General features: G+C 71.2%; 18 protein-coding genes. 9 read left to right on the forward strand and 9 right to left on the reverse strand.

All coding sequences use genetic code 11. The features are described from left to right. Positions 1 to 16: 16 nt before the first annotated feature. Genes ACH5AO_RS03205 through ACH5AO_RS03225 form a run of 5 tightly spaced genes read right to left on the reverse strand, consistent with a single transcriptional unit; the run spans position 17 to position 4,380 of the window. Positions 17 to 985 (reverse strand): glycine betaine ABC transporter substrate-binding protein, encoded by a 969-nt coding sequence (locus ACH5AO_RS03205; protein ID WP_398921238.1) that lies wholly within the window; start codon positions 983 to 985, stop codon positions 17 to 19. Then, positions 982 to 1,929, reverse strand: a complete 948-nt coding sequence (locus ACH5AO_RS03210; RefSeq protein WP_398921240.1) for an ABC transporter permease — start codon at positions 1,927 to 1,929, stop codon at positions 982 to 984. The genes ACH5AO_RS03205 and ACH5AO_RS03210 overlap by 4 nt, the downstream gene beginning before the upstream one ends. Then, positions 1,926 to 3,203 carry a betaine/proline/choline family ABC transporter ATP-binding protein gene (locus ACH5AO_RS03215; protein ID WP_398921973.1) on the reverse strand — a complete coding sequence of 426 codons (1,278 nt, stop codon included), beginning with the start codon at positions 3,201 to 3,203 and terminating at the stop codon, positions 1,926 to 1,928. Before ACH5AO_RS03215 ends, ACH5AO_RS03210 begins: the two co-directional genes overlap by 4 nt. A gap of 28 nt (positions 3,204 to 3,231) precedes the next feature. Next, complete coding sequence (locus ACH5AO_RS03220) at positions 3,232 to 3,879, reverse strand: ABC transporter permease (protein WP_398921242.1); 648 nt, start codon at positions 3,877 to 3,879, stop codon at positions 3,232 to 3,234. 30 nt (positions 3,880 to 3,909) lie between these two features. After that, positions 3,910 to 4,380, reverse strand: a complete 471-nt coding sequence (locus tag ACH5AO_RS03225; RefSeq protein ID WP_217130758.1) for an Lrp/AsnC family transcriptional regulator — start codon at positions 4,378 to 4,380, stop codon at positions 3,910 to 3,912. Between the two features lie 122 nt (positions 4,381 to 4,502). On the opposite strand from ACH5AO_RS03225, the gene hppD reads away from it, so the two are divergent. Next, complete coding sequence (gene hppD, locus ACH5AO_RS03230) at positions 4,503 to 5,648, forward strand: 4-hydroxyphenylpyruvate dioxygenase (RefSeq protein WP_398921244.1); 1,146 nt, start codon at positions 4,503 to 4,505, stop codon at positions 5,646 to 5,648. Positions 5,649 to 5,761: 113 nt separating this feature from the next. On the opposite strand, the gene ACH5AO_RS03235 is transcribed toward hppD, so the two are convergent. Next, positions 5,762 to 7,174 (reverse strand): tetratricopeptide repeat protein, encoded by a 1,413-nt coding sequence (locus tag ACH5AO_RS03235; protein ID WP_398921246.1) that lies wholly within the window; start codon positions 7,172 to 7,174, stop codon positions 5,762 to 5,764. Positions 7,175 to 7,277: 103 nt separating this feature from the next. On the opposite strand from ACH5AO_RS03235, the gene ACH5AO_RS03240 reads away from it, so the two are divergent. From ACH5AO_RS03240 to ACH5AO_RS03250, 3 genes are all read left to right on the forward strand, one after another. Beyond that, complete coding sequence (locus ACH5AO_RS03240) at positions 7,278 to 8,693, forward strand: FAD-binding oxidoreductase (protein WP_398921248.1); 1,416 nt, start codon at positions 7,278 to 7,280, stop codon at positions 8,691 to 8,693. 115 nt (positions 8,694 to 8,808) lie between these two features. Continuing rightward, a complete protein-coding gene (locus ACH5AO_RS03245; RefSeq protein ID WP_398921250.1) occupies positions 8,809 to 10,191 on the forward strand; it encodes an RDD family protein in 1,383 nt (460 codons plus the stop codon). 81 nt (positions 10,192 to 10,272) lie between these two features. Next, the gene (locus ACH5AO_RS03250) at positions 10,273 to 10,980 is read left to right on the forward strand and encodes an RDD family protein (RefSeq protein ID WP_398921252.1); all 708 of its coding nucleotides are present in this window, start codon (positions 10,273 to 10,275) and stop codon (positions 10,978 to 10,980) included. A gap of 31 nt (positions 10,981 to 11,011) precedes the next feature. On the opposite strand, the gene ACH5AO_RS03255 is transcribed toward ACH5AO_RS03250, so the two are convergent. Beyond that, positions 11,012 to 11,338, reverse strand: coding sequence for a hypothetical protein (locus ACH5AO_RS03255; protein WP_398921254.1), 327 nt, complete (start codon positions 11,336 to 11,338; stop codon positions 11,012 to 11,014). 389 nt (positions 11,339 to 11,727) lie between these two features. Between ACH5AO_RS03255 and ACH5AO_RS03260 the strand changes: the two genes are divergently transcribed. Further along, positions 11,728 to 14,085 carry an immune inhibitor A domain-containing protein gene (locus tag ACH5AO_RS03260; protein WP_398921256.1) on the forward strand — a complete coding sequence of 786 codons (2,358 nt, stop codon included), beginning with the start codon at positions 11,728 to 11,730 and terminating at the stop codon, positions 14,083 to 14,085. A 122-nt stretch (positions 14,086 to 14,207) separates the two neighbouring features. Next, positions 14,208 to 14,534, forward strand: a complete 327-nt coding sequence (locus ACH5AO_RS03265; protein WP_398921258.1) for a hypothetical protein — start codon at positions 14,208 to 14,210, stop codon at positions 14,532 to 14,534. A 162-nt stretch (positions 14,535 to 14,696) separates the two neighbouring features. Here ACH5AO_RS03265 and ACH5AO_RS03270 read toward each other — a convergent pair whose 3' ends face one another. Continuing rightward, a complete protein-coding gene (locus ACH5AO_RS03270) occupies positions 14,697 to 15,290 on the reverse strand; it encodes an isochorismatase family protein (protein ID WP_398921260.1) in 594 nt (197 codons plus the stop codon). Between the two features lie 162 nt (positions 15,291 to 15,452). Then, on the reverse strand, positions 15,453 to 16,799 hold the full coding sequence (locus ACH5AO_RS03275; RefSeq protein WP_398921262.1) for a nicotinate phosphoribosyltransferase: 1,347 nt from the start codon (positions 16,797 to 16,799) through the stop codon (positions 15,453 to 15,455). 98 nt (positions 16,800 to 16,897) lie between these two features. Here ACH5AO_RS03275 and clpS point away from each other — a divergent pair, with 98 nt between their 5' ends. The 3 genes from clpS (at position 16,898) to ACH5AO_RS03290 (ending at position 19,751) form a co-directional block, all read left to right on the forward strand. Continuing rightward, entirely contained in the window at positions 16,898 to 17,215 is a 318-nt protein-coding gene (clpS, locus tag ACH5AO_RS03280; RefSeq protein ID WP_398921264.1) for an ATP-dependent Clp protease adapter ClpS, read from the forward strand. Between the two features lie 77 nt (positions 17,216 to 17,292). Beyond that, positions 17,293 to 17,895 carry a DUF2017 domain-containing protein gene (locus ACH5AO_RS03285; RefSeq protein ID WP_398921975.1) on the forward strand — a complete coding sequence of 201 codons (603 nt, stop codon included), beginning with the start codon at positions 17,293 to 17,295 and terminating at the stop codon, positions 17,893 to 17,895. Between the two features lie 431 nt (positions 17,896 to 18,326). After that, entirely contained in the window at positions 18,327 to 19,751 is a 1,425-nt protein-coding gene (locus ACH5AO_RS03290) for an amino acid permease (protein ID WP_398921267.1), read from the forward strand. The last annotated feature ends 97 nt before the right edge of the window (positions 19,752 to 19,848 follow it).

Consider the following 19,848-nt stretch of genomic DNA (forward strand, 5'->3'; position numbering starts at 1 on the left):
TCCCCGGGCAGAGCACCTACCCCTCCTTGACGAACCCTTCCTCCACCATCCAGTCCAGCGCCACCTGGTGCGGGTCCTCCCCGTCGACGTCCACCTTCGCGTTGAGGTCCTGCGCCACGGTGTTGTCGAGCCTCGCCGTCACCGGGGCGAGCACCTCCGCGATGGCCGGCCACTTCTCGAACGTCTCGGTGTTGACCGTCGGTGCCGCGTTGTAGTTGGGGAAGAACTTCCTGTCGTCCTCCAGCACCACCAGGTTCATGGACTTGATGCGCCCGTCGGTGGTGAAGACCTCGCCGTACGCGCAGGCGCCCTCGGCGGTCTGGGTGTAGATGATCCCGGTGTCCATCTGCGTGACGTCGCGCGCCGGGACGTCCATGCCGTACGCCTTCTCCATGCCCGGCAGTCCGTCCGCGCGGTTGGCGAACTCGCCCTCCACGCACAGCGTCACCGCACCCGGGTCGGACTTCGCCAGCTCCGCGACCTCGGACAGGGTCCGGGTGCGGTACCTCTCGTAGTTCGCCTGGCTCATGGCGAGGGCGTAGGTGTTGTTCAGCTCCGAGGGTTCCAGCCAGGTCACCCCGTTCCTGACGTCCGCGTCCCGCACCGCCTCCCACTGCTCGCGCGGGTCCGGGATCGGCCTGCTGTTGCCCTGGTACGTGATCCAGGCCGTGCCCGTGTACTCGAACCCGGCGTCCGCCTCGCCCTTGACGACCGCCTCCCGGGAGCCGACCGAGCCCTGGATCCCGGTCCGGTCGACGACCTCCGCGCCCGCCGCCTGGAAGGCGATGCCCATGATCGCGCCGAGGATCAGCTGCTCGGTGAACTCCTTCGAGGTGACGGTGAGGTGGGCGCCCTCCAAGGGCTTCCCCCTGCCGATGGAGCCCGGTTCCACGTCGTCGACCATGGGGGAGCCGCTGGTCAGCCCGCAGCCCGAGGCCGCCGCCAGCAGCGCCCCGGCCAGGAGCAGACACGTACGCCGTCTCATGGGCCCGCCTCCAGACCCCGCGGCCGCAGCAGCAGCTCCGCCAGGGAGGCCAGCCAGTCCACCAGCAGCGCGAGGACGACGGTGAGGACCGAGCCCACCACCAGCACCGGCATCCGCTGGCTGGTGATCCCGGTGGTGATCAGCACGCCCAGTCCTCCACCCCCGCCGAAGGTCGCCAGCGTCGCCGTGCCGACGTTCAGGACGAGCGCCGTCCGCACACCGGCGAGGATGAGGGGGACGGCCAGCGGCAGCTCCACCCGCGTGAGCACGCCCAGCGGGGACATGCCGATGCCGCGCGCCGCCTCCAGCAGCGTCGGGTCGTTGGCCTTCAGACCGGCGATGGTGTTGGACAGCACCGGCAGCACGGCGTAGGCGATGATGCCGATGAGGGCGGCCCTGCGGCCGATGCCCAGCCAGATCACCAGCAGCGCCAGCAGGCCGATCGCCGGGGTGGCCTGGCCCGTGTTGGCCAGCGCCATCGCCGCCGGGGTGGCCCCGCGGAACCTGCGGCGGGTCAGCAGGACGCCCAGCGGGATCGCGATGACCAGCACGAAGAACGTCGAGATCACGGTGAGTTCGATGTGCTGCCACAGCGCCTTGGACACCTTCCCGTTCGACAGCGCGTTGCGGGTGAGCGCGTCGAGGTCCGCCTGCTCGAACCACAGCCAGGTCGCGAGCAGCACGGCGATCAGCACCGCCGGCAGGAGCGTCAGCTTCCGCCAGGTCATCCGGGGCGGTCGCGCGGCCGGGGGCGGGGGAGCGGCCTCCTCCTCGTCCGGCGGTCCGCCGCCCGCGTCCCGGAACGCGAGCCCCCGCACCTCGTGCTCACCCTCGGGCCGCCACCCGAAAGAACCGGACGATCCGGAGGAACCGGAGGACCCGGAAGGACCGGAGGAGCCGAAGGAGCCCGAAGAGCCGGAGGAGTCGGAAGCGGAGGCACTCACGCCTTCGCCTCCCCGCCGAAGCCGCCGAAGCCCTCCTGCTCGGCGTGCGTCTGCGCGGCCCGCTGCTCCTCGAGCTCGTGCTGGGCGTCCATCGCCTCCAGGCGGTCCGCCTCCAGCAGTTCGTGCACGGAGTTCATCAGCGTCTCCACGTCCACGACACCCTCGTACGCGCCGCGCCGCCCGGTGACCGCGACCCGCCCCGTGTTGTCGGTGAGTACCGCCTCCAGCGCGTCCCGTAGCGTCGCGTCCCGGGTCACCGTGTCGTGCACCAGCGTGCCCGCGCGGGCCAGCGACCCCTTGGCGAGCGTCAGGTCGCCGCGCCTGAGCCACTTGTAGGGGCGGCCCTGCCGGTCGAGCAGCAGGATCTCGTTGAAGCCGCTGGAGCGGAGCCGGTTGAAGATGTGCTGGAGCGGGTCGTCGACGCTCACCGTCGGATAGTCGGTGATCCCCACGTCCCGCACCCGGGTGAGGTTGAGCCGCTTCAACGCGGCCCCGGCGCCGACGAAGCCCGACACGAAGTCGTCGGCGGGGTTGGTGAGGATCGCCTCCGGGGTGTCGAACTGGGCGATGTGGGAGCGTTCGCGCAGCACCGCGATCCGGTCGCCGATCTTGATCGCCTCGTCGAAGTCGTGGGTGACGAAGACGATCGTCTTGTGCAGCTCCCGCTGGAGCCGGATCAGCTCGTCCTGGAGGTGGTCCCGGGTGATCGGGTCGACCGCGCCGAACGGCTCGTCCATCAGCAGCACCGGCGGGTCCGCCGCCAGCGCCCGCGCCACGCCCACCCGCTGCTGCTGGCCGCCGGAGAGCTGGCGCGGATAGCGGCCGTGGAACTCGCCGGGGTCCAGACCGACCAGGTCCAGCATCTCCTCCACCCGGGCCCGCACCCGGGCCGCCGGCCAGCGCAGCATCCTCGGCACCAGCGCGATGTTCTGCGCCACCGTCATGTGCGGGAACAGCCCGCTCGCCTGGATCGCGTACCCGATCGTGCGGCGCAGCCGCACCGGGTCCATGTCGGTGACGTCCTCGCCGCCGATGCGGATCCGGCCGCCCGTCGGCTCGATCAGCCGGTTGATCATCTTCAGGGTGGTGGACTTCCCGCAGCCCGATGGGCCGACGAAGATCACCGTCTCGCCCGCCCTGATGTCCATGGTGACGTTGTCGACGGCCGGCAGCGCACTGCCCGGGTACCGCTTGGTCAGGCCCTCCAGCTCGATGGCCGCCCCGACCGACCCGGACCCCGTCCCGGACCTCTCGGGGCCGGGCGGACCAGGCAGGCCGGACGGATCAGGCAGATCAGGCAGATCAGGCACGGATCCCCCTGGGAATGGTCAGCCGCCCGATCAGGACGTACGCGGCGTCGAACAGCAGGGCCAGGACGATGATCCCGAGGGTGCCCGCGAGCACCTGGTTCAGCGCGTTCCTGCTGCCCAGCGAGGCGATCCCGCGGAAGATCAGGTTGCCGAGGCCGGGGCCGGAGGCGTACGCGGCGATGGCGGCGATGCCCATCAGCATCTGCGTGGAGACCCGGATCCCGGTCAGGATCGGCGGCCAGGCCAGCGGCAGCTCCACCCGCGCCAGCCGCGCCGCGCGCGACATGCCGATGCCCTTGGCCGCGTCCACCAGCGACGGGTCGACCCCGCGCAGTCCCACGATCGCGTTCCGCACGATCGGCAGCAGTCCGTACAGCGTCAGCGCGATCACCGTCGGCGGCACCCCGAGCCCCACCACCGGGATCAGCAGACCGATCATGGCCAGCGCCGGAATGGTCAGCAGGGTGGCGGTGGCGGTCGTGGCCAGGCCGCCCGCCCAGTCGCTGCGGTAGGTGGCCACCCCGATCAGCACGCCGAGCAGGGTCGCCACCACCATGCACTGGAAGACCACGCTGGCGTGCTGGTAGGCGTCGGTGAGCAGCTGCTGGTGCCGGCTCCCCAGGTACTCCCAGAAGTTCACCTCTGCTCACCCCAGCTCGGCCAGGTCGGTTCACTCGCCGAGCGCGGCCTGCTCCACCAGCGGGATGATCCGCAGCGGAACGGGGTTCTCCATGACGATCGCCGTGGAGGCCCGGACGATGCCATCAAAACCGACGACGCGGTCGATCACCCGCTGGAGATCGGCGTTGGAGCGCGCCACGAGGCGGCACAGCATGTCCCCGGTGCCGGTCGTGGTGTGCAGCTCCAGCACCTCCGGGACGGTCGCCAAGTGGGCCCGTACGTCGGCTCCTTGACCCTGCCGGATCTGCAGCGTGGCGAACGCCGTGACCGGGTAGCCGAGGGCCGCCGGATCCACCTGGGGGCCGAATCCGCGGATGACTCCGTTCGACTGAAGCCGGTCCAGGCGGGCCTGTGCGGTCCCGCGCGCCACCCCGAGCCGCCGCGACATCTCCAGCACCCCGATCCGCGGCTCCCGCGCCAGCAGCAGGATGATCCGCCCGTCCAGATGATCGATCGCCATACCGGCCTCCCCGATGGTCATCCTGTACAGAAAGCCCGACGGCGCGGGCGTACGGATGAACACATTGCCCAGTGAACGGGCGAACTATTGCGCACCTTGCAGGGCTGCACCACCCTGCCCCTATGACGCAGACCACACACCACACTCCCGACACCGCCCGGCAGGCCGACCCCTTCCCGGTCAAGGGAATGGACGCGGTCGTCTTCGCCGTGGGCAACGCCAAGCAGGCGGCGCACTACTACTCCACCGCCTTCGGCATGAAGCTGGTCGCCTACTCCGGACCGGAGAACGGCAGCCGCGAGACCGCCGCCTACGTCCTGGAGAGCGGCTCCGCCCGCTTCGTGTTCACCTCGGTGATCAAGCAGTCCACCGAGTGGGGCGCCTTCCTCGCCGACCACGTGGCCGCGCACGGCGACGGCGTCGTCGACCTCGCCATCGAGGTCCCGGACGCGCGCGCCGCGCACGCCTACGCCGTCGAGCACGGCGCCCGCTCCGTCACCGAGCCGTACGAGCTCAAGGACGAGCACGGCACCGTCGTCCTCGCCGCGATCGCCACCTACGGCAGGACCCGCCACACGCTGGTCGAGCGCTCCGGCTACGACGGCCCCTACCTGCCCGGGTACGTCGCCGCCGACCCGATCGTCGAGCCGCCGGCCCGGCGCACCTTCCAGGCGATCGACCACTGCGTCGGCAACGTCGAACTCGGCCGGATGAACGAGTGGGTGGAGTTCTACAACAAGGTCATGGGCTTCACGAACATGAAGGAGTTCGTGGGCGACGACATCGCCACCGAGTACAGCGCGCTGATGTCGAAGGTGGTCGCCGACGGCACGCTCAAGGTCAAGTTCCCGATCAACGAGCCCGCCGTCGCCAGGAAGAAGTCCCAGATCGACGAGTACCTGGAGTTCTACGGCGGCGCCGGCGTCCAGCACATCGCGCTGAACACCAACGACATCGTGCAGACGGTGCGCCAGATGCGGGCGTCCGGCGTCCAGTTCCTGGACACCCCCGACTCGTACTACGACACCCTCGGCGAGTGGGCGGGCGAGACGCGGGTGCCGGTGGAGACGCTGCGCGAGCTGAAGATCCTCGTCGACCGCGACGAGGACGGCTACCTGCTGCAGATCTTCACCAAGCCGGTCCAGGACCGCCCGACGGTCTTCTTCGAACTCATCGAACGCCACGGCTCGATGGGCTTCGGCAAGGGCAACTTCAAGGCCCTCTTCGAGGCCATCGAGCGGGAGCAGGCCAAGCGCGGCAACCTGTAACGCCCTCCTGCGACCGCGGGCAGTCGTGCCTCCCCCAGTGCCTCAAGGGCCTGGGGGGCACCCCCTCTGGGGAGGCACCCCGCAAACGCCGGGCCGCGTGGCCCACCCCCGCCTCAGGACAACTCAGGCCCCGCCTGGACGGACGGTTCGCCCAGGCGGGCCAGGGCCGTCTTCGCCCGCGGCATCCACAACGGCGAGAACCACGGGTTGATCCGCAGCGCCTCCCGCAAGTGCCGCCGCGCCGCCCCGTACCGCTCCAGCGACCGCTCGATCATCCCCCGGTGGAACACGTACGACGCGCTCCGCACCCCGCCCCCCTCCGTCCCCTCGGTCGCCCGCACCGCGAAGGGCAGCGCCTCCTCGTCGTCGCCGGCCCGGTGCAGCGCCCAGCCCAACGCGTCCGCCACCTCCGTCGACGGCTGCCGCTCCCACTCCGCCCGGAGCCGCCGCACGGCAGCCTCCGCGTCCCCGTGGTCCGCCTCGAACCGCCCCAGCACCAACGACTCGTCCGCCCCGTGCCTCGCGGCCGCCCGCACCCGCTCCCGCAGCACCCCGTACTGCACCCCCGCCGCCCGCTTCAGCCCCAGCGACTCGTACAGCTCCCCCAGCTCCAGCGCGTACTCCGGCCGGGGCTGCTTCGCCAGCGCCGTCCGGTACGCGCTCAGCGCCTCCGTCATCCGCCCCAGCGCCGCCAGCGCCCTGCCCTGCCCGGCCTGCGCCGCCCGCTGGTCGGGGTCGATCCGCACCGCCTCCTGGAAGTGCCGCAGCGCGTCCTGGCGGTCGCCGCGCTCCCAGGCGAGCTGCCCGGCCCGCTCCAGGTACGCCGCCCGCTCGGCCGGCGCCCCGGCGGCCGACACCGCGTCGGCGAGCTTCGCCGCCGCGTCCTCCCGCCAGCCCCGGTCCCGGTACACGGCCGCCGCCCGCGCCATCACGGCCGGACCCGAGCGCAGCTCCTGCAGCTTCTCCAGCAGCCTCCCCGTCTCCTCGTCGTCGCCGAGCCCGGCGGACGCCTCGAGCAGCAGCGGATACGTCGTCCACCGCTCCGGCTCCAGCCTCCGCGCCGCCTCACCCCACTTCCGCGCCGCGGGGAAGTCCCGCCGCGCGTTCGCCAGCGCGGCCAGTCCCCGCAGCGCCGGGGCGTTCCCCTCCGCCCGCACCTTCAGCGAGGTGCGCAGCGCCTTCTCGGCCCGCGGCCAGTACGCCGGGTCCGCCAGCCGCAGCCCCTGCTCGACCCGGGCCGCCCCGAGCACCGCCCAGGACTCCGCGTCCCCCGGATGCCTCCGCACCCGCCGCTCGCGCTCCTCGACCAGCGTCCGCAGGTCGGGCAACGCGGCCGGTACCCCGTTGGTGACCGCCACCAGCGCCCGCGCCCCCGCGTCCGGTGCGGGCGGCGCCTGCTGCCACCGGGGCAGCAGCACCAGCCCCCCGCCCAGCAGCGCGCACCCGGTGGCCAAGGCGAGCAGCGCCCGGCGGCGGGCCCGCCGCCGGGGCTCGTGTGGTCTGTCGTCCGTGGCGCACACAGTCATGGCGCACACTGTGCGCCCACCCCACGTCCGTACGATGATCACACTCCGGTGTGACGCGGCTGCCGTACATGGGGTTCACACCGATGGCCCCCGGTGTCACGCTGTGATCATGAGCCGTATCGAAGCGCGACGCGATGAAGACACGGTGGCGGCCGGCCCCCTCGTCGACCGGCTGCTCGACGGCCTGCCCCCCGAGGCCGTCCTCACCGACCCCGACGTCACGGCCTCCTACGCCACCGACATGGCGAGCTTCTGCCCGGCCGGCAACCCCGCGGTGGTGGTCCTGCCGCGCACGGTCGAGCAGGTCCAGCACGTCATGCGCACCGCCACCGAGCTGCGCGTCCCCGTCGTCCCGCAGGGCGCCCGCACCGGGCTGTCCGGCGGCGCCAACGCCACCGACGGCTGCGTCGTCCTCTCCCTGACGAGGATGGACCGCGTCCTGGAGATCGACCCGGTCGACCGGATCGCCGTCGTCGAACCCGGCGTCGTCAACGCCACCCTCTCCCGCGCGGTCGGCGAACACGGCCTCTCCTACCCGCCGGACCCCTCCAGCTGGGAGACGTGCACCATCGGCGGCAACATCGGCACCGCCTCGGGCGGGCTGTGCTGCGTGAAGTACGGGGTGACGGCCGAGTACGTCCTCGGCCTCGACGTCGTCCTGGCCGACGGCCGCCTGATGTCCACCGGCCGCCGCACCGCCAAGGGCGTCGCCGGGTACGACCTGACCCGCCTCTTCGTCGGCTCCGAGGGCTCCCTCGGCATCGTCGTCCGCGCGGTCCTCGCCCTGCGGCCGAAACCGCCCGGACAGCTGGTGCTGGCCGCCGAGTTCTCCTCCGGCGCCGCCGCCTGCGACGCCGTGTGCCGCATCATGGCCGGCGGGCACGTCCCCTCACTCCTCGAACTGATGGACCGTACGACGGTCAAGGCCGTGAACGACCTGACCCGCATGGGCCTCCCGGAGTCCACCGAGGCCCTGCTGCTCGCCGCCTTCGACACCACCGACCCGGCCGCCGACCTCGCCGCCGTCGGCGCGCTGTGCGAGGCCGCCGGCGCCACCCAGGTCGTGCCGGCCGAGGACGCCGCCGAGTCCGAACTGCTGCTCCAGGCACGGCGGTCCTCCCTGGTCGCCCTCGAAGCGGTCAAGGGCACGACGATGATCGACGACGTGTGCGTGCCCCGCTCCCGGCTCGGCGAGCTCATCGACGGCGTCGAACGGATCTCCCAGAAGCACCGGCTCACCATCGGCGTCGTCGCCCACGCCGGCGACGGCAACACCCACCCGACGGTCTGCTTCGACGCGTCCGACCCCGACGAGTCGCGGCGGGCGAGGGAGTCCTTCGACGAGATCATGGCGCTCGGCCTGGAACTCGGCGGCACCATCACCGGCGAACACGGCGTCGGCGTGCTGAAGAAGGAGTGGCTGGCGCGCGAACTCGGCCCCGTGGGACTGGAGATGCAACGGGCCGTCAAGCGCGTCTTCGACCCGCTGGGCATTCTCAACCCGGGCAAGCTCTTCTGAACGGGAAGATGCCCGAAAGGGGTGGGGTCCGGCCGGACGGGCGGTCAGGGCCCCGTCCGTCTGATAGATGTGGTTCCCCCCGACCCACCCCACCGAGCAGATACGGGACGACGGAATGAGTGCCCCAACCCCGGCCCCCGGCGACGACAGGCCCCGCGAAGGGTACTACCCGGACCCGTCCATTCCCGGATATGTCCGGTACTGGAACGGTGCCTCCTGGGTACCGGGTACGAGCCGTCCGGCGCCCGAGAAGGGCGAGTCGCTCGCACCACCGCCCGGCGCGGGCCCGGCGCGGCCCTCCGTCGAGGAGACCGGACCGCACTTCTTCGACGAGGACCCCCTCGAGGAGCAGTCCCCGGCCCAGGCCCAATCCCAGGCCGGGGCCCAGCACGGCAGCCGGCCCGAGCCCGCCTCGGCGTGGGGCGCCGACCGCTCCCACCAGACCGGCTTCGGCGGCGACCAGGACCGCAAGGTGTCCTGGGGCGCCGACCCGAGGGTGCCGCACGCGGCCCCGCCGGCCACGCCCTCAGCGTCCTCCCCGCCCTCCACGCCCTCCACGCCTTCCGCGCCGGAGGGTGGGGCCGCGGGCGCCCCGGACGAGCGGACCGCGGCCGGTTCGGGCAACACCTTCGTGTTCCGCAGGCCGGCGCCGGAGCCGCGGCAGGAGGCCGGGGCCCCCGACGGGGGACGCGCGGACGAGGGCACGATGACCTTCCGCGCCGTCGACCCGCGTGCGGGGCAGGATCCCGCGGGGCAGCAGGCGGGCCCCGCCGCCTCCGGGCGGCCCGGGTTCGGGGCCGGCAAGGCGGCCGCCGCCCGTGCCGCCGCCACGGCACCGTCCGGACCCCAGCAGGCCGCCGTCGCCTCCGCGCCCCTGACGAGCGGCGCCGGCGGGGGCCAGTCCTCCTGGGCGCAGCAGGTGCACCGGCTGGCCGGCGGCGAGGAACCGCCCGTCGCGCCCTGGAAGCCGCCGGTCGAGGACGTGTTCCAGGCCGCCGCCCGGCGCCAGGCCGCGGCCCGCCCCGCCGCGCTCGGCAGACGGCTGGCCGCCCGGCTGCTGGACACCGTCGTCCTCGGCGCCGTCACCGCGGTGGCCGCCGTGCCGCTCGGCATCAAGGCCGTGGACCACATCGACGCGAAGATCGACGCGGCCAAGCTGTCCGGCGAGACCGTCACCGTCTGGCTGCTCGACGGCACCACCTCCGTGTACCTGGGCATCGTCCTCGCCGTCCTCCTCCTCGCCGGCGTCCTCCTCGAGGCGCTGCCGACCGCCAAGTGGGGCCGCACCCTGGGCAAGAGGCTGCTGGGCATCGAGGTGCGGGACATCGAGGGGCACGAGGCGCCGTCCTTCGGCGCGGCCCTGCGCCGCTGGCTCGTCTACAGCGTGCCCGGGCTGCTCGTCGTCGGTGTCGTCGGCGTCCTGTGGTGCCTGTTCGACAAGCCCTGGCGCCAGTGCTGGCACGACAAGGCCGCGCACACGTTCGTCGCCGCCGGCTGAGTCCGCGTCACCCGTACCGCCGCTACTCCGGACGGCCGCTCGCCGGATGCGGGGCCGGGGGGTTCACGGTCGACTCGGGGCATGACCAGCGAACCGCCCCCCGGCTCCGGTCGGCAGCCGCCGGACGACGACCCGTTCAAGAAGCACCCCCCGCCGGGCGGCCCCGGGACCCCGGGGCCGGGCTCCCCGTACGACACCCCCGGCGGCCCGCCACCCGCCGGCGGTGACGGGCCGTACGGCGATGGCGGTGGCGGCGGCCCCCACGGCGGGAGTTCCTCCTACGGCGCCGGTGGCGAGGGCCCTTACGGAGGTCCTCCCGGCCCCTCCGATCCCCTCGCCGGCATGCCCCCGCTCGCCGACAGCGGCAGGCGCACGCTCGCCCGCCTCATCGACATGGTCCTCGTCGGCATCGTCGTCTGGCTGCTCACCTGGCCGTTCGGAGTCAGCGAGTACGACGTCGACGGCGACGAGATCAACGTCGGCAACTCCTTCGCGCAGTCCGTCGTCGCCGCGGTCCTCTACATCGCCTACGACACCTTCATGACCGCCCGGAGCGGCCAGACCCTGGGCAAGAAATGGCTGCGCATGCGGGTGGCCGACCTCGCCGACGGTTCGACGCCCTCCGTGCAGACCGCGCTGATCCGCGCCCTCGTGCTGTGGCTGCCGTTCGCGTTCTGCTGCGCCTGCGTGTGGACCGTGATCGCGGGCGGCTGGAGCTTCTTCGACCGGCCCTACAAGCAGGGCCTGCACGACAAGGCGGCCAAGACCGTGGTGGTCAGCACCGGATGAGGGCGGTACCGGACGAGGGCGGCACCCGGGCTCAGGACGCCGCGCGCTCCCGCACCGGCTCACGGGCCGGAGGGGCGACGGTGGCCCGTACCGGCTGGACCGGCTGCGCGGACTGGACGGACTGTGCCGACCGGACCGGCTCCGGGACCGCGGGCCGCTCCGCCACGGCGGGCCGCCGGGACCCGGAGAACGGAACCGCCATGGCCACCAGCAGCCCGAGGACGAGTGCCGAGACGGCGACGACCGCGACGCCCGCAACCGAACTCGCTCCGGACAACAGCAGCATGGCGAGCGTCGAGAAGATCACGGTGCACGAACCGTAAGCGAGCTGAGCGACAGTCGGACGGGGCATGGCCATCGTGTCCTCGGAAGTCGGGAGCTGTCCGCCTGGCTTTCCACCGGTTCAGGGCGGTTTCACCAAACGACTCTAACCGCGAGCGTGCCCGAGCGGAACGGACGGTAAGCGTGACCTGACCGACAGGGCCGGTGCACGGGGGGCGCACGGATTCATGGCGTCCACCAAGTGGACGGCTGTGCGCGCCTGCGGGGTTTCGCCCGGGTGTGTCCGGTAAGCGGACGTCGGCTCCGCATAATGCAATTGAACTGTCCAAGTCAAGGACTGTTTTTTCTCGCGAACCTCTAGTCAAATGTCGTCACTTGACTACACGCGTTGATCACGTGCGTGCGGGACCTTCCACAGACGGAACCTCCTTCGGCCGCGCGCACGCACGCGGGAGGGGATCTCAAGTGACCAGTAGACCCTGGACGCTCAGAGCGGCCGCGACAGGCGTGGCACTCGCGGCGGTCACCGCCACCTGCTCTGCGTTCACCGTGGCCCAGGCCGACTCGGCTGACAAGGCCGACCGTCCCGGCGCCGTGGACCGGCACGACCCGGCCGAGCACGACCACGTCGAGCACGACCTCGCGGGCCCGCTCACCAAGACGCAGGAGGCCCAGCGCGAGGAAGCCCTCAACCAGGTCATATCCGGTAAGGCATCGGTCAAGAACCGTGAGGGTTCGAAGGTCGTCCAGCTGAAGAGCAAGAAGGGCGACAGCAAGTACGTAGAACTCGGCCGCGAGAAGACCGACAAGATCTTCACGATCCTGGTCGAGTTCGGCGACAAGGTCGACAGCCGCTACGGCGGCGAGGCCGGCCCGCTGCACAACCAGATAGCCAAGCCGGACCGCAAGGTGGACAACTCCACCGCCTGGCAGGAGGACTACGACCAGCAGCACTTCGAGGACCTGTACTTCGGGTCCGGCAAGGGCGTCGACTCGGTCAAGACCTACTACGAGAAGCAGTCCTCCGGCCGTTACTCGGTCGACGGCGAGGTCTCCGACTGGGTCAAGGTCCCCTACAACGAGGCCCGTTACGGCAACAACGCCTGCGGCGACACCAACTGCCCCAGCGTGTGGAACGTCGTCAGCGACGGCCTGGACGCCTGGGTCGCCCAGCAGAAGGCGGCCGGCCGCACCGACGCCCAGATCAAGGCGGACGCGGCCCGGTTCGACGAGTGGGACCGCTACGACTTCGACGGCGACGGCGACTTCAACGAGCCCGACGGCTACATCGACCACTTCCAGATCGTGCACGCCGGTGAGGACGAGTCCGCCGGCGGCGGCGCCCAGGGCGAGGACGCGATCTGGGCCCACCGCTGGTACGCCTTCGGCACCGACGCCGGCGCCACCGGCCCCGAGCAGAACAAGCTCGGCGGCACCCAGATCGGCTCCACCGGCATCTGGGTCGGCGACTACACCGTCCAGCCGGAGAACGGCGGACTCGGCGTCTTCGCCCACGAGTACGGCCACGACCTCGGTCTGCCGGACCACTACGACACCGCCGGCGGCGAGAACTCCACCGGCTTCTGGACGCTGATGTCCTCCGGTTCCTGGCTCGGCACCGGGAAGAAGGAGATCGGCGACCTGCCCGGCGACATGACCGCCTGGGACAAGCTCCAGCTCGGCTGGCTGAACTACGACACCGCCAAGGCCGGCGTCAACTCCTGGCACAAGCTGGGCGTCGCCGAGTACAACACCAAGCACAAGCAGGCGCTGGTCGTCACGCTGCCGAAGAAGGCCGTGACCACCGAGATCGTCCCGCCGGCCGAGGGCAGCACCCAGTGGTGGAGCGGCAGCGGCGACAACCTCAAGAACACCCTGAGCCGTTCGGTCGACCTGACCGGCAAGACGTCCGCCGCCCTCACCTTCGACGGCTGGTACGACATCGAGGCCAACTACGACTACCTCTACACCGAGGTGTCCACCGACGGCGGCGCCAACTGGACCGCCATCGACGGCACGGTCGACGGTCAGCCCATCCCGCGCGACGGCAGCGACAAGCCCGCCCTGCACGGCACGCTCGAGGGCTACGAGAAGTTCGCGTACTCCCTCGACGCCTACGCCGGCCAGAAGATCGACCTGCGCTTCCGCTACCAGAGCGACGGCGGCGTGGCCCTCAAGGGCTTCACGGCCGACCGGATCACGGTGACCGCGGACGGCACGCAGGTCTTCTCCGACAACGCCGAGAGCGCGGACGCCGCCTGGACGGCGAACGGCTTCACCCGCCAGGGCGCGTCCTTCACCGAGGACTACGCGCAGTACTACATCGCCGAGAACCGCCAGTACGTGTCGTACGACGAGACCCTCGAGGTCGGCCCGTACAACTTCGGCTTCACGTCCCGCCCGGACTGGGTCGAGCACTACGCGTACCAGAACGGCCTGCTGATCTGGAAGTGGGACACCTCCCAGGCGGACAACAACACCAGCCAGCACCCGGGCACCGGTCTGGTCCTCCCGATCGACTCCCACCCGACCGCGCTGAAGTGGTCCGACGGCACGCTGATGCGCAACCGCGTCCAGACCTACGACGCGCCGTTCAGCAAGTACCGCACCGACGGCATGACGCTGCACAAGGCGGACGTGGCGACCTGGATCCCCTCGTCGAAGGGCGTGTCGGTCTTCAACGACCGCACCAGCACCTACTACGACGAGTCGAACCCGACCGGCGGCGTCAAGGTCACTGACACCAACACGAAGATCAAGATCCTCAAGGAGGCCAAGGACGGCTCGACGATCGAGCTCGAGGTCGGCCCCGCAGGCAGGTAAATAGCATCTTTGCAGGTCAGAGCATGATCGGCGGTGACCCCCTGGCGGGTCACCGCCGATCCGTGTTTAGGTGCCTCCTGTGACCCGCTTATTGACACCGGCTGACACGGGGGTATGACCACATGGCCGCAGGAGGCTTCTGCAAGCTGCCGAACGGCACGGTGGTGGTGGCACTGAACCTGCCCAGCCCCGCCGCCGACGCCCCGGCCGGGGTCCGCGTCCTCGTCCACGCCCAGAACCGCGCCCGAGCCCTGACCAGGCTCCGCAACCTGGGCCTGCGCTCCATCTACCTGCGGGGCAACGCCGCCCCGCCCACCCCCGACGAGATCACGGCGGTCCTCCACCACCCCGACGGCCTCATATGGCGCACCACCCCCGACGCCACCTTGACGGTAGAACTCTGGCACCCCATAAGAGCCCTGCTCAGACGCCCAGCAACCCCCGCATAGGTACCGCGTAGCTGCGGGCAGCCGTACCGCGTAGCTGCGGGCAATCGTGTCTCCCCCAGTGCCTCAAGGGCCTGGGAGGTGCCCCCAGGGCGGCACGGGTGGGCGCAGCGGCACCGGCTCAGCGCCGCGAGCTGAACACCCCCGGCCCACCCCCACAGACCCTCACTGCACGACGGGCTTCCCCGACAACTCCACCCCCGCCGAGCGCAGCTCCTCCAGCGCCCGCTCGGTGGTCTCCGCAGCCACCCCCGCCGTGAGATCGAGCAGCACCTGGGTGCGAAAACCCTCCCGCACCGCATCGAGCGCGGTCGCCCGCACACAGTGATCCGTGGCGATCCCCACCACGTCCACCTCCTCGACCTCCCGCTCCCGCAGCCACTCCGCCAGCGGCGTCCCGTTCTCGTCGGCCCCCTCGAACCCGCTGTAAGCGGCCGAGTACGCCCCCTTGTCGAACACGGCGTCGATGGCGCCCGACGTCACCGCGGGGGCGAAGTTCGGATGGAACCCGACCCCTTCCGTCCCGGCGACGCAGTGCGCGGGCCAGGAGTGGACGTAGTCGGGGTCGTCGGCGAAGTGTCCGCCGGGCGCGATGTGGTGGTCCCGGGTGGCCACCACGTGCCGGTAGCCGCCGGCCGGGGCGGCCTGGCCGATCAGCTCGGTGATGGCGGCAGCCACGTCCGCGCCGCCGGCCACGGCGAGGCTGCCCCCCTCACAGAAGTCGTTCTGCACGTCGACGACGATCAGTGCGCGGCGCATGGTCGGTGTCCTTCGACTATGGGGTCGGGTGGGGGTGGGCCCGGCCGGGTGAACCTCCGAGCCTATGGAATGACGGACGACGCGGACAGGGGCACGGCGGGGCGGGTGGGAGTCCTCCCCCCGCGTACCGGAAGCCCCGCCCCGCGCACGGGGGGCACGCTTTCAGCTACCCGACGCCCCGTGCGCGTACTCCGTCGGAATGACGGGTTCCCCGCGGGAGAGCTGTGTAGCGGACAGCGGCAGACGAGCGAGGGCCGCCGCGTGCCGGTCACGGACCACGTCCAGCGGCTCCCGGGCGATCACCTCGCCGCCCTCGACCAGCTTCACCAGGAGCTGCCGGTCGGCCAGGTCGCCCGGCACCGCACCGGTGCCGACCACCTCGGCCTCGGCGACCCCGTGCTCGTCCAGCCGCCGCGCGGCCCACTTGCGGCCGCCGACGGAGGTCTTCCCGCCGGTGGACTTCTTCGCCACCGGCACCAGCGGCGCCTTCGGGTCGGCGGACTGCGCCCGCGCGACCAGCTTGTACACCATGGAGGCCGTCGGGTGCCCCGAGCCGGTCACCAGCTGGGTGCCCACCCCGTACGCGTCCACGGGCGCCGCCGCCAGCGAGGCGATGGCGTACTCGTCCAGGTCCGAGGTCACGATGATCCTCGTGCCGGTGGCGCCCAGCTCGTCCAGCTGCTGCCGCACCCGGTGCGCCACCAGCAGCAGGTCCCCGGAGTCGATCCGTACGGCACCCAGCTCCGGACCGGCGATCTCCACGGCCGTACGGACCGCCTCGGCCACGTCGTAGGTGTCCACCAGCAGCGTCGTACCGCTGCCGAGGGAGTCCACCTGAGCCCGGAAGGCGTCCCGCTCGCTGTCGTGGAGCAGGGTGAAGGCGTGGGCGGAGGTGCCCACGGTGGGGATGTTGTAGCGGAAGCCGGCCGCCAGGTCGGAGGTGGAGGCGAAACCGCCGACGTACGCGGCCCGGGAGGCGGCCACCGCGGCCAGCTCGTGGGTGCGCCGGGCGCCCATCTCGATCAGCGGCCGGTCCCCGGCGGCGGACGACATCCGGGAGGCCGCGGCGGCGATCGCCGAGTCGTGGTTGAGGATCGACAGGATCACCGTCTCCAGCAGCACGCACTCCGCGAAGCTGCCCTCGACCCGCATGATCGGCGAGCCCGGGAAGTACACCTCTCCCTCGGGGTAGCCCCAGATGTCACCGGAGAAGCGGTAGCCGGCCAGCCAGTCCAGGGTCTCCTCGTCGACGATGCCCTTCTCCCGCAGGAACCCGATCACGCCCGGGTCGAAGCGGAAGTTCTCCACCGCGTCCAGCACCCGCCCGGTGCCGGCCACCACGCCGTATCGGCGGCCGTCGGGAAGACGCCGGGTGAAGACCTCGAACACGCTGCGCCGCCCGGCCGTACCGGCCTTCAGCGCGGCCCGCAGCATCGTCAGCTCGTACTGGTCAGTGAAGAGCGCCGTCGAGGGGACATCCACCGGCAGCCCAAGGTCCGCTGTGTTCATGGCAGGGATGCTACCCCCATTTCGTCACTTTGACGATTTCGGGTCCGGTGACCGGAACAGCGGGCCGGTTTGTGCGACCACCCCCCTGCGGTGGCAGCATGGGCTGTGTGACGTCACCCGCGCCCCTGGAGATCGAACGCACCGAATCGGCGGAGGAGCCCTTCGCCGTGCCCGAGCCCGACGTCCCGTGGGTGACCATCGTCCACAACGACCCGGTCAACCTCATGAGCTACGTGACGTACGTCTTCCAGTCGTACTTCGGCTACAGCAAGGACAAGGCCACCAAGCTCATGCTCGACGTCCACCACAAGGGCCGGGCGGTCGTCTCCAGTGGCACCCGCGAGGAGATGGAACGCGACGTCCAGGCCATGCACGGCTACGGACTGTGGGCCACCCTCCAGCACGACCGGAAGTGACCGACCCGGACATGACCGAACCGGACGTGACCCGCCCCCGCCCCCGCCCGCAGGACCGGAAGCAGCCCATCGCCGCCATGCCAGGAACCTTCGAACCGCTCCCCGGCGGCGGCGCGGCCGTCGCCCTCGACGAGGTCGAGATCTCCATCATCCGGTCCCTCGCCGTACAGCTGACGGAGCTCATCGGCCCCGGACCCGCCGAGGACGCCTCCGACGACCCGTTCGCCGGCCTCTTCAGCGAGGGGCCGAGCGAGCCCCCCTCCGACCCCGTGCTGCGCCGCCTCTTCCCGGACGCCTACGGCGACCCCGAGGCCACCCCGCGCGCCGAGGAGGCCGAGGAGCAGCGGGCCCGCTCCGCCGAATTCCGCCGTTACACCGAGAACGACCTGCGGGCCGGCAAGCGCGACAACGCCCTCGCGGTGATCCGCTCCCTGGACGCACTCACCCCGGCCGGCGAGGGCGGCGCGGTGCTGGAACTGTCGCCGGACGAGTCCCGCCGGTGGCTCGGCACCCTCAACGACCTGCGCCTGGCGATCGGCTCCCGCCTGGAGATCAGCGACGAGGACGACAGCGACCTCCTCTTCCACCTCCCCGCCGAGGACCCGCGCAAGCCGATGGTGATGGCGTACCTGTGGCTCGGCGGACTCCAGGAGACCCTCGTCTCGACGCTCATGCCGTGACCCGTACACCGCGATCCCCGCGCCGCGACCCGTGCACCACGACCCCCGTGCCATGACCCCCATGCCGTGAGTCGGCGCTGAATGTCCGGAAAAGTTCGCTGACGCGTTCGCTCAGAGGACACTCAAATCCGGATAACGATCGCGTCAAAGAGCCCGTCATCTATGGGCCCTTCAGGTGCCTTTTGTCCGCTTCTCTCTGTGAAGTGCGCCACAAACCATCCGTTTCATCAGTATGGCGGCCGTGATAAATCTTCACGACCGCCCGGCGAACACCACCCGTATGTTCCGCCGGGTGCGCCACCGAGCCGGCGACCGTCGGCCAGGCACGGGCGGACTCCCAGAGCCCGCCCAGCTCCATCAGTCCGGGGGGATCGAGACCCGATCCGGGGCCGACAGCGGCCCGGGTCGGCATGGAGAAAGGCGCACCACACATGGCCTCACCGCAGGTCGACACGGAGTCCGTACCCGAGGAGGGGTACGAGCGCGGCCTCAACAGCCGCCAGGTCCAGATGATCGCGATCGGCGGCGCCATCGGCGTCGGGCTCTTCCTGGGAGCCGGCGCGAACATCGCCAAGGCCGGACCCAGCCTGATCGTCATGTACGCCCTCGCCGGCGTCATCATCTTCTTCATCATGCGGGCCCTCGGCGAGCTCCTGCTCTACCGCCCCGTCTCGGGCTCGTTCGCCGAGTACTCGCGCGAGTTCCTCGGCCCGTTCTTCGGCTACTTCACCGGCTGGACGTACTGGCTGATGTGGGTGGTCACCGGCATGGCCGAGCTGACCGCCGCCGCCATCTACATCAACTTCTGGTTCCCGGCCATCCCGCAGTGGACGTCGGCCCTGGTCTTCCTGATCATCCTGTTCGGCGCCAACCTGATCTCGGTGAAGCTCTTCGGCGAGATCGAGTTCTGGTTCTCCATGGTCAAGGTCACCGCCATCATCGGCATGATCGTGATCGGCCTCGGCGTGCTCACCCTCGGCTTCAGCCAGGCCGGCGACACCGCCGCCGTCTCCAACCTCTGGGCCTTCGACGGCTTCTTCCCCAAGGGCATCGGCTCCTCCCTGATGACCCTCCAGGGCGTCATGTTCGCCTACCTCGCCGTCGAACTCGTCGGCGTCACCGCCGGCGAGTCCGAGAACCCCGAGAAGACCCTGCCCAAGGCCATCAACACCCTGCCCTGGCGCATCGCCCTCTTCTACGTCGGCGCCCTCACCGTCATCCTGTGCGTGGTCAAGTGGACCGAGTTCTCCGAGGGCGTCAGCCCCTTCGTGAAGGCGTTCGCGGTCATCGGCATCCCGGCCGGCGCCGGCATCGTCAACTTCGTCGTCCTCACCGCCGCCCTGTCCTCCTGCAACTCCGGCATGTACTCCACCGGCCGCATGCTGCGCAACCTCGCCGACAACGGCGAGGCCCCGAAGGTCTTCCAGCGGCTGTCCTCCACCAAGACCCCGGCGCTCGGCATCGCCACCTCCGTGGTTTTCATGGGCATCGGCGTCGTCCTGAACTACACCGTCCCGGAGAAGGCCTTCGGCTACGTCACCTCCGTCGCCACCGCCGCCGGCATCTGGACCTGGCTGATGATCCTGATCAGCCACGTCCTCTACCGCCGCAAGGCCGTCGCGGGCCGCCTGCCCGCCTCCGCCTTCCCGGCACCCGGCGGCTCCGTCTGCTCCTACATCGCCATCGCGTTCCTGCTCTTCGTCACCGCCCTGATCGCGATGGACGCGGACTCCAGGATCTGCCTGTACGTGATGGCCGGCTGGGCCCTCGCCCTGGGGATCGGCTGGTTCTTCCTCAGGCGCCGCAACCGGCGGATCACCCGGCGCGACGAAGGCCACCTCGCGAAGGTGGGCTGACCTCCCCCCCAGGACGCCGGGGGCAGGGAGTACTCGTGGCACCCCCTGCCCCCTCCGCTCAAGGCGTCCGGCATGCGGGCCGTTCCGTACCACCCCT

Source organism: Streptomyces sp. NPDC018964 (genome assembly GCF_044390325.1).
Lineage (GTDB): Bacteria > Actinomycetota > Actinomycetes > Streptomycetales > Streptomycetaceae > Streptomyces.

Bases quoted from the DNA above. Each gene is read 5' to 3' on its own strand.
- ACH5AO_RS03205 (WP_398921238.1), bottom strand. From the start codon at position 985: ATGAGACGGCGTACGTGTCTGCTCCTGGCCGGGGCGCTGCTGGCGGCG.
- ACH5AO_RS03225 (WP_217130758.1), bottom strand. From the start codon at position 4,380: ATGGCGATCGATCATCTGGACGGGCGGATCATCCTGCTGCTGGCGCGG.
- hppD (WP_398921244.1), top strand. From the start codon at position 4,503: ATGACGCAGACCACACACCACACTCCCGACACCGCCCGGCAGGCCGAC.
- ACH5AO_RS03235 (WP_398921246.1), bottom strand. From the start codon at position 7,174: ATGACTGTGTGCGCCACGGACGACAGACCACACGAGCCCCGGCGGCGG.
- ACH5AO_RS03245 (WP_398921250.1), top strand. From the start codon at position 8,809: ATGAGTGCCCCAACCCCGGCCCCCGGCGACGACAGGCCCCGCGAAGGG.
- ACH5AO_RS03250 (WP_398921252.1), top strand. From the start codon at position 10,273: ATGACCAGCGAACCGCCCCCCGGCTCCGGTCGGCAGCCGCCGGACGAC.
- ACH5AO_RS03255 (WP_398921254.1), bottom strand. From the start codon at position 11,338: ATGGCCATGCCCCGTCCGACTGTCGCTCAGCTCGCTTACGGTTCGTGC.
- ACH5AO_RS03265 (WP_398921258.1), top strand. From the start codon at position 14,208: ATGGCCGCAGGAGGCTTCTGCAAGCTGCCGAACGGCACGGTGGTGGTG.
- ACH5AO_RS03270 (WP_398921260.1), bottom strand. From the start codon at position 15,290: ATGCGCCGCGCACTGATCGTCGTCGACGTGCAGAACGACTTCTGTGAG.
- ACH5AO_RS03275 (WP_398921262.1), bottom strand. From the start codon at position 16,799: ATGAACACAGCGGACCTTGGGCTGCCGGTGGATGTCCCCTCGACGGCG.
- clpS (WP_398921264.1), top strand. From the start codon at position 16,898: ATGGGCTGTGTGACGTCACCCGCGCCCCTGGAGATCGAACGCACCGAA.
- ACH5AO_RS03285 (WP_398921975.1), top strand. From the start codon at position 17,293: ATGCCAGGAACCTTCGAACCGCTCCCCGGCGGCGGCGCGGCCGTCGCC.
- ACH5AO_RS03290 (WP_398921267.1), top strand. From the start codon at position 18,327: ATGGCCTCACCGCAGGTCGACACGGAGTCCGTACCCGAGGAGGGGTAC.